Annotated in this window: 6 protein-coding genes and 2 tRNA genes; all 8 read right to left on the bottom strand. The window is 52.6% G+C overall.

Annotation, left to right across the window (positions count from 1 at the left end; all coding sequences use genetic code 11):
- Nucleotides 1-169 precede the first annotated feature (169 nt).
- Nucleotides 170-246, bottom strand: a tRNA-Thr gene (locus tag WHS46_02880).
- Nucleotides 247-356: 110 nt separating this feature from the next.
- Nucleotides 357-441 (bottom strand) — tRNA-Tyr (locus WHS46_02875).
- A gap of 301 nt (nucleotides 442-742) precedes the next feature.
- Nucleotides 743-2,470 (bottom strand): type III-A CRISPR-associated RAMP protein Csm5, encoded by a 1,728-nt coding sequence (gene csm5 / locus WHS46_02870; protein MEJ5347618.1) that lies wholly within the window; start codon nucleotides 2,468-2,470, stop codon nucleotides 743-745.
- 23 nt (nucleotides 2,471-2,493) lie between these two features.
- Nucleotides 2,494-3,519, bottom strand: a complete 1,026-nt coding sequence (csm4, locus tag WHS46_02865; protein ID MEJ5347617.1) for a type III-A CRISPR-associated RAMP protein Csm4 — start codon at nucleotides 3,517-3,519, stop codon at nucleotides 2,494-2,496.
- 12 nt (nucleotides 3,520-3,531) lie between these two features.
- A complete protein-coding gene (gene csm3, locus WHS46_02860) occupies nucleotides 3,532-4,365 on the bottom strand; it encodes a type III-A CRISPR-associated RAMP protein Csm3 (protein ID MEJ5347616.1) in 834 nt (277 codons plus the stop codon).
- A 16-nt stretch (nucleotides 4,366-4,381) separates the two neighbouring features.
- Complete coding sequence (gene csm2, locus WHS46_02855; GenBank protein ID MEJ5347615.1) at nucleotides 4,382-4,786, bottom strand: type III-A CRISPR-associated protein Csm2; 405 nt, start codon at nucleotides 4,784-4,786, stop codon at nucleotides 4,382-4,384.
- Entirely contained in the window at nucleotides 4,779-7,313 is a 2,535-nt protein-coding gene (gene cas10 / locus WHS46_02850) for a type III-A CRISPR-associated protein Cas10/Csm1 (protein ID MEJ5347614.1), read from the bottom strand. Before cas10 ends, csm2 begins: the two co-directional genes overlap by 8 nt.
- Before the next feature lie 3 nt (nucleotides 7,314-7,316).
- Nucleotides 7,317-8,306 (bottom strand): CRISPR system precrRNA processing endoribonuclease RAMP protein Cas6, encoded by a 990-nt coding sequence (gene cas6, locus WHS46_02845; protein ID MEJ5347613.1) that lies wholly within the window; start codon nucleotides 8,304-8,306, stop codon nucleotides 7,317-7,319.
- Between the last annotated feature and the right edge of the window lie 26 nt (nucleotides 8,307-8,332).

Below are 8,332 nucleotides of genomic sequence, written 5' to 3'. Positions count from 1 at the left end.
GTGCGGCTTCGTCCGCTCAAACTTCTTCTTCCCCATCGCTCTTCCTCCTCACGTCACGAGTCGATCTTCCTGTCGGACCGTTGGGTCCCCAAGCCTCACCTAAGATACGCATAAACCGGACGGCGCGGAGTCTGTGGCAGAAGGCGCCCCATTTTCGCTCCAAAAAAAATGGAGCCCACGACCGGGCTCGAACCGGTGAACCTCTTCCTTACCAAGGAAGTGCTCTACCTCCTGAGCTACGTGGGCCCACACCTCATAGGGCGGACATGCAAGACGGGATTGTGCTCGAATTGAACATGCAGTTCGAACGACAATGGCCCGCTTCCGCTGCCACTATCTCCTACATGTTTCAGGTGTGGTGGAGAGGGGAGGATTCGAACCTCCGAAGGCGTCGCCGGCAGATTTACAGTCTGCTCCCTTTGGCCACTCGGGAACCTCTCCCCAATCAAACCGCCTACCCGCTTTTCATCCCGGGTGCGAGAGCAGCCCTGTCTATCACAGGACCTTGGCAAAGGCAAGCAGAAAGTGAACGAGGAAAACGGAACCAGCCATCGACTTCCCAACCGCCTGCATTCGGGGCCGAGCTCAACCAAACCCTGTCAACAGATTTGCGGGACGGCTGGATTCCTGTATCCCTAACACCGCACATCAACAGCCTCCATAAGGATGACACCGAATCGAAAAATATTTTTGGGCAAGAACCATGGCTTCACCTTTTTCCTTCCAGCTCAGTGAAGGAAGATCAAAGGTCGTCTTCCGAAAGGATTTCTTCCAAAGTTGTTTTATAGGGAGAAGTTTTCCACAGTTTTTGTTTCAGCATTCTGTCCTTGAGGATTTGTGCCGCTGCTCGGGCCGAAGCCTTATCGGCTTTCTCCAGATCTTTAAGGAGCCGCTCCATTTCTATTCTATTGGTTAAAGAAGTTTCTTTGGCTTTGACCTCGAGCGCAGAAGACGGCGTTTTGCTCACTTTGACTTCGGGGCTTTTGGGGGAAACCCCTTCGCCTTGTTTGGAAAAATCTTTTGATGCAGCCGACGTTCGAGCCTCTTGGAGGTTTCCACCCGAAAGTCCACGAGCCTGAATTGAAACTGCGTCGCCACGCACCGGTTGGCTCGGTTTGGGTGCGCTTTTCTCAAACGTGCGGACTTGCGAAATGTTTTGGTCCTCTCGCCTTTGCTCACGAGGCTCCTGGGAAGCTGTTTGGTCTTTGTCTTTGGGGATCGCTTCGCCGTCCCTAGGATCCGAAGCAATCCTAATTTGCGTCCACCCCATAGGCAGGCATTCCCTATCACTTTTTACCCAAACTCGACGGGATTTGGGGGCCGGGTCCTCCCCTCGATCATGGCCGCAGACATTTCGAATCTCCCGGCGAAGTTGTTCACTCCACAGGAGATTCACCGTTGTGGAGAGCATGCCTGACCCGAAGCCGATACGCAAAACGGACGTCCCCAGTTGCTCATACCATTGCTTAAGAAGCTCGCCTTGAGCCATCCCCTTGGAGGAGTAAAAAGCCCTCTCATGATCGATGACGTCGCGATTCATGGCATTAGCCATAAGTAGGATTTTTTTCGGGCTCATTTCTCCCAAGTTTTTCAACGTTGGATTATTATGGCAAAATTTTTCCCATAGGGCATGATCCCATAAGATTTCCGTTTGAAAGGTGCCACCGATCACGGCCTCCACCCAGATCTCAAGGTCGCCACCTCCCCTCGGCTTCGCGCTCCAGTAGTGGGCTCCATCCTTTTTTTTGGAAAGAAACCGAATGGGAATGACACTGGTTTCCACCTTGCCGTTTAAGGGGTAGGCATCTCGAACCTTTAAACACCGCAAAAGGTCACGGTTTTGCTCTTTGCCGCCGCCTGCAAGCTTCCAGCACTGAAGGGTCGTTTTTTGCAACTCGGTCGAAAGGAACTTCTTTGCCCTTTCTTGTTTTTTTTCCGTCCGCAATTGCCGGATCCATGATCTGACCTTTTGTTCTCGAGGATGCTTCCCTTGGCTCGACCCTGAGGGAAGCTCGCTTTTAAGTATGTTATAAATGATGGCCGTGCGCAAAACGCCCTTGATGGATGTTCCTGGCAAGTAAACGTTTCCAAAACCGTCTCTCACAAACGGTCTAAAATCCGGCATATTCGAAGATCCCCCGGGAACTGAGTAAGACGCCACCTGAGGACCGATTTTCCTGAAATCCACGTCTCGGGCTTTCTCCTTTAAAAAACCGTGCAGACCTTTTTTCCTTAAATCTCCTGAGAAAGCCTGCTGCACGAAATTGTCCAGTAGGTTCCTCTGCAAGAGAAAGCGACCAAGCTTGGTTTCATCCACCACATGCACCCTTGCCCCGTCAAAAAGGTACTCCATGGGCTGAAGTGCGCCGTCCTTTGTTCCAATGTGAATGGGAGAAAGTACCGTTAAAAAGACGGTCAGCTTTTCCAGAGCTTTGTCCATCACAGGGGAGGTAGCCGTCTGTGTGGCCATGAAACGCCTCCTGAACTCAAACGTTAGGGAAACCAAAACCCCAACCCTGACCGATACACACGATGAGTTAGGCCTAAAGCTAAGCCTTGTTCCGGCGTGACATCCACAAGTCGGCCTGAAAGGGGTTCGCGGGCAACGGATCCCTCAATGAGGAATCGCACGCGTTTCCTTTTGACGGTGGTGGCCGAACGGCCGGACACCACGTAACCTCGACTCTCCTCCATGTCCCACGCGCTCAACACCTGAGGTAGTCGCCCGAGCTCATCCTTTGTAGGGACGTATCGTGACAACAACACGTGACGTCTGGGATCGGCCTCGGGCAGGTTCAATGACCATACATCCTCGACGGGCGTAAAACCGTCGAAACGGAACATACCCAGCCCGTAGGTGCGTTCGCCTCCCAAGCCCATATCACTCAGAAGCCGAAATGCGGCTTCCAGCCGAGGTTTCCACGCTTCGTCCTGGAACCGCACCAACCCGAAAAGACCGGCTTTCCGACTAAAGTGGATCTCACCGCACCACCAGATGGCACTGTTTTGCGAATTACGGTCCAGAGCTACACGAGGCCGCAGAAAGACAGCATGCCACCCCTCTTTCGTTTCTTCATTCCAGGGTCGAGCCAGCCGTGCAGCGCGTGTTCGCATGGCATGAATGTCGTCTTCGGTCAAGGGTCGGTCATCCAGCCAGCGAACAACGTCTTCAGGCACCAAGTATCGAATCTTTTTCAGGTCCTTGCCGGCGGATCGAAGAACGGAGTTGTCTTGAACTCGTGGCATCGTCATGGGTCGAGGCAATGCGTAGAGCCGCTTGCTATTCTTGTCGCTCTTATCCGGTCCATAGGGGAAAAGGGAACTCAGATGAAACGGTGGAGTCTCACTTCCTAAGGCCGCCAGCACCTCGTCCGCCTCACCAACAAGGGAAAATGCATTGATGAGAGCTGAAAACAAGGAATCCGATGAAAAAGACTCCCGGGTTTCCTCCAACCCAATCCCCTGCCGACCGAAGTGGGCCCCTCCTGGAAATTCCAGGTGATAAAGATAGGTTTTCATGGATTCCTCGCCTTAAGCCCTTTGACCGTTATTAAAAAACTGGGCCAAGTCAGCCAGCTCTTCAAGGCTTGTCACCGTTTTGGACTGTTCCTTTTGCCCTCGATAGTAATCTATTTTTCGGGCTTCTATCTCGCTAAACTCAAACTTCACATGACCGTACCCGCGAGATCCGTGACCGCCCAAAGCGTCGTCCTGCAACAAGGCGATTGCCAATTGAAGGTTTTTCAAATCTTCGTGCAGCGTTTCTAAATCTTCTACGTCATAGGTCATCGAAAATTGGAACCGGGTGCCTCGAGGAACCCTTTCCAGGTTCCTGGGATTGGCTGACGAGGTAACACGATCGATACCGTTTTCGAACTTCCACTCGGTAAAAAGTAGCCCCGTGTCAATGGCCTCCAGCTCCTTACGGCTCTGATCCGTAAGGCGCATATCCCTGACCTTGAGACGCGCCGGAAAGTTATCACCGTCACCGGCTCCTGTGGAACCGAAAAGACGGCAAACCGGACATTGCAGAGCCCCGGGATAGTCCAGCGTGATACCGTAATTTTTGTTCTTATTGTTGCCGGGCTTCCAGTCGTTGCACTCATGGCGACTGATACCGGAGCCACCATCCCGGTTGGGAAAAAGTTCAGGGTGAGCTTTTTCTAAAAGAGCCCTCAGTTTCCCTTTCAAAGAACTGCCGGGAACATACGGTTCCGATGAAATGGGATCCCTGACCACAGGACTGTCCAAAGCGCCGATCTCAAGGTTTTCCTTGGACGCTCCGATATGGAGCCCGCTCAGGCATTCCATGACGCCTTCCAATACGATTTTTCCCAAAAGTTTGCGGTAAGTCTTCGGTGTCATAGCCACCCCCCTCCTCTTAGTCCCTTCCTCCATGGTAACGGTGGTAAGCGATGATTCCTTCCATGAGTCGCAGGAATTTTTTGAAATTTTCCTCGGACTTGGCCGCCGACGTAACCGCCGCATCCAAAAGCTCAGCCAACGGCTTGACATCCGCGTTGCGTCCGGCGGCATAAGCCAGTTTGGGTCGAAGCAAAACGATACGATCCTTTACCTGATCAAACTGTTTTGATCTCTTCACTTCCGCTTCCACCTTGCGGGCCCCGTCCAAAAAGCGACGGATCTGATTCATTTTGACTCTTTCAGAAATTTGGAATCCCACTGAGTCCGCAATTTCCACCAAACGTTCCATGGACACTTGTTTTAAGTCCCTGAGTTCACCTTTGAATTCACTGATGCTGCTAGGTTTTTTGGTGTCACTCATTGTTCCGGTCTCCTTCTCTCATCATCATTAAAAGGATGACGAGCGCCATTTCCACATGGCGCCACCCCCGGGCCTTCTCGGAAAACATGTACTTTCTAAGGTCTAACCAGTTTTCTTCTAGGGATGCGTGCACTCGAGTCCTCCCAAAAAGGTATGCCAACTTCGGGAGCATCCAAACTCCATCGCGACGCTGGAGCCGCACAAGTTGTAGGAGCTTGTAATAAAAGGATTTGGACAGCCCTTCCGCGCGAATCTTCAAACTTGTTGGTCCCACGGACAAAAAGGGTTCAAAACACCCCAAAATTTCCAAGACGCTACCGACACCGGGCACGGTGCTCTCATGCCAGGGGAAGGTGTGATTGCCGAAGACGCAGAAAGCTTTTCGCCCCGGGAACCTCTTTCCGTTCTCTTCTCTGTCTGCCTTGGCCCGATCTTCGGCCTCTCCTGCAGCATCGGCCAGGCGATAGACGGGTTCATGGGGACCTCCTAAGGCCAACCCTGCCGAAACCGTCAAATAAGGATTGGCTGTGTAAGCACTGAAAGCCCGTTGAATATCCAAAGCAGCTTCGAGAACATCCAGCCAATGTCCGATGAGAAATAGGTCGTCTCCGCCGGAATAGACTACCGTGAGGAGTCTGGCGCCGTCTTCTCTACCTAACAATCGGGTCCTGGCAGGGTATCCTTTCTCTCCGCGCAACACTCCATTGAGATGGAATTTGAAAAAAAGACTTAAGTGTCGCGAGAGGGAGGCCGTTAACGAAAAGGTTCTCTCCCCTTCAGGAAGGCTTAGGGAAAAGACACGCCCCAGCCGGTCCACGTCCATGCGAAGGACCCCAATGCGAGCGATGCCAAAACCTCGCTTGGCCATGCTTTCCAAGTCTTTAAAGTCCTCTTCCGGTGGGACATAAACCGCAGCGAAAAGCGGGCGGCTACCTTTGTGGGTGTAGTGGGTCAGATCCCAATCATTCAAGTGGTAGACGGCTTCAGCATTCTCCGGAAGCTTCTTCGGACTTTTGTCGTTAAAGCTCATTTGCACAGGTTGGTAATAACGGTCATCAATGCTGATGTACTCATTCTTTTTTAGCCCCGCAGGAATCTCCTTCCAGCGATAAATCACCGGGTAGGGTCCTTTTCGGCTTGCCTGTTGAAGGAGATTCCCCAAATTGTATTGGTCGTAACAGGGATCGCAAACGGGAAAGGTGGCTTCGCCGATGGTAAGCTTATCTAGAGGTCGATCCTCGCGGCCGCACACCTGGCATTTGTCCGTGTAGCAATCGGGGTGAGGCTCTTGCGCCTCACCGAGCAGGTCTTTCAGAAAAGCCTCTCCCTTTCTTTTTTTCGCCTCTTCCAATTCCTGAGAAAGATGCGTCCAGGTGCGTGTGACGTCTCTCAGATCCGCTTTGCGAAAAGGCACCCAACGCAGGAAAAGTTCCAAAGCTCCGTTAAAATCTCTAAAAAGGTAGTCATTTAGGCGTTGACTCACCCTGCGAAGGGTTTCTGCCGTCTTAGGGGTGTTGGGAGCCACCAGGTAAAAGTGACCGCCACCTGTAAAAATCACATGGCAGCGGAAAAGCTCCAGGGCTTCCAAAAGGGAGTCCACAGCGTGTTCCAGAAAAAGCTCCAGGAAAAAGGAGCGGCCCTTCAGGGATTTCAAAGCCCCTTTAGAAGAAATGGTGTAGATGAAACGCTGCACGCCGGAAAGGTCTCCACCGACGAGCAAAAAGGGACATTCGGCATCCTGTGCCCAAGTGGCCTCCCCGGCTATCTCCTCTTTCAGGATCTCTTTTTCCCACCGATCCGCGTAACGCTCCTGACACCACTCGGCCAAGCACACAGCAAAAGCTGCCGTGGTTTTGAGATGATCAAAGAGGGAAATATCGGGGTGCTTGCGATAGGTTTCCTGGTCATTCACCCCCTTGATGCGAAGGGTAATGGAGGGAACGACCCCGGTGTATTTTTCCAAAAGGTGCAAAAGCACATTCGGGTTTCGGTGATTCCCGCACGCTCTGAGCGCATCAAACTCGTTAGTAAACGCCTTCCACAACTCCTTGTAATTTTCAGCAGTGTTAGCTTTTTCCGTGGTTTCTGGAGGATGCCAGCCCATAAGCCCATCTTTCGACGGCAGATGCCAGTAAGCCGGCTTAAGCGGCAGCCTTTTCGGAATCTCTTCATGGGGATTACGTACCCTGGAAAAGACGCAGGCCAAAGGCACCTGCCGATGCCAGGCAGCGGAGACGTCCTTCGTTTTATCGTAATGGGTCCGTCGTTCCGATGCCGAACAATTGTCGGCTTCGTAAAGAATCAGGAGCTCGTTGACAGACCATACCTCCTCATCGGTGGCATGATGGTTCACGGCTCCGAGGGCTTCAATGGCTGTTTCTCCGTAATGTTGTTTGAGCCACTCATAGCCGATCTGACCGTGGGTAAGCCCCTTATCTTCTGGAAACTCGGCTCTCTGCCTGAATTTTCCCACATCGTGGAGAAGCCCCGCCATACACAACGCAAGTTTTTTTTCTCGGGAAAGCATGAATCAGTCCCCCTCCCTGCTGGTTCTCACCTCGTAGCGGCCGAGGCCGAAACTGGTTCCTTTTCCCACGTTCACCCATCGGCCTGCGAGGAGATAAGGCCGAAAGGGGGTTATGTCCCCTTCGTAAACCACGTCCCCCACAAGCCCTCCTAAATGCATCTTTCTCCCTTGACGGTGCGAGTACCTTTCCCAATCAAACCATCGCGTACGATTTGCCACCATGCGCACGGACTGTGCCCGATCCATTAACTCGCGATACGGAACCTTGGGTTCACAACCGTTTTCTCCATGAAAACGACACAGATTCTCTAAACGCCGAAGCAATGTGGCCATGAACAAAGGAAAGTGTGGAAGTCGAACCGGTTCCCCCTGAGAAACCAACCGGATCGGCGTCACAAATTCCAAGGTCCAACAATCCACTCTTTGTGACTCCCTCCTGGACGGCTGAACTTCTATCGGGTCCGTTATCAAAGAGAGACTCCTTTCGGGAAGCCGCAACAGCCCGTCCTGATAAAGTTCTTCCCATGGTTCTCCCGCTTCGTCTAAGGACACCACGCGTTCCAAGTCGTAAGTGCCCCGCCCCTTGCCCACACCGATCTCACCCATGCGCTGCGTCGCCAGAACCAGATAAGGGGTCCACTGCATGGCACGCCCGATGATGGTCATATCAAAGGACCATGGCTCACCAGGCTCCAGGGTCACGGGGCCGTCCTTGGCCAGTTGCAGCACAAAGGGGTGTGGCGCATTCCGATACCGAAGGTCTGCCGGGTTTTCTCCTCCAATCGGGGTTTCGAAAAGGTAGACGTAGAGGCAAGAAAACCGCAAAGAACATGTTTCACAGGGACGTCGTCGCGCAGCACAGCAGCTGTGCTTGAGCGCCATCCCCAGAGCGCCTCGAAGCGTGCTGCCTTTGTAGCTTGGAAGTTCCAGCCTTTTGCGGGCTCTGATTTCCATTCGAAGCCGTAAAAATCGTAAGGATTGTCTCGCCGTCATGGTGCTTTCTCCCTCATTTCCACCTA

Origin of the sequence: Desulfosoma sp. (assembly GCA_037481875.1) — a bacterium.
Classification (GTDB): domain Bacteria; phylum Desulfobacterota; class Syntrophobacteria; order Syntrophobacterales; family DSM-9756; genus Desulfosoma.
The sequence above is the reverse complement of the archived record's forward strand: the minus strand, read 5'-3'. Positions and strand labels throughout refer to the sequence as shown.

Excerpts from the sequence above, each read along its gene's own strand:
- cas10 (MEJ5347614.1), bottom strand. The coding sequence starts at position 7,313 with ATGCTTTCCCGAGAAAAAAAACTTGCGTTGTGTATGGCGGGGCTTCTC.
- csm4 (MEJ5347617.1), bottom strand. The coding sequence starts at position 3,519 with ATGAAAACCTATCTTTATCACCTGGAATTTCCAGGAGGGGCCCACTTC.
- csm3 (MEJ5347616.1), bottom strand. The coding sequence starts at position 4,365 with ATGACACCGAAGACTTACCGCAAACTTTTGGGAAAAATCGTATTGGAA.
- csm2 (MEJ5347615.1), bottom strand. The coding sequence starts at position 4,786 with ATGAGTGACACCAAAAAACCTAGCAGCATCAGTGAATTCAAAGGTGAA.
- csm5 (MEJ5347618.1), bottom strand. The coding sequence starts at position 2,470 with ATGGCCACACAGACGGCTACCTCCCCTGTGATGGACAAAGCTCTGGAA.
- cas6 (MEJ5347613.1), bottom strand. The coding sequence starts at position 8,306 with ATGACGGCGAGACAATCCTTACGATTTTTACGGCTTCGAATGGAAATC.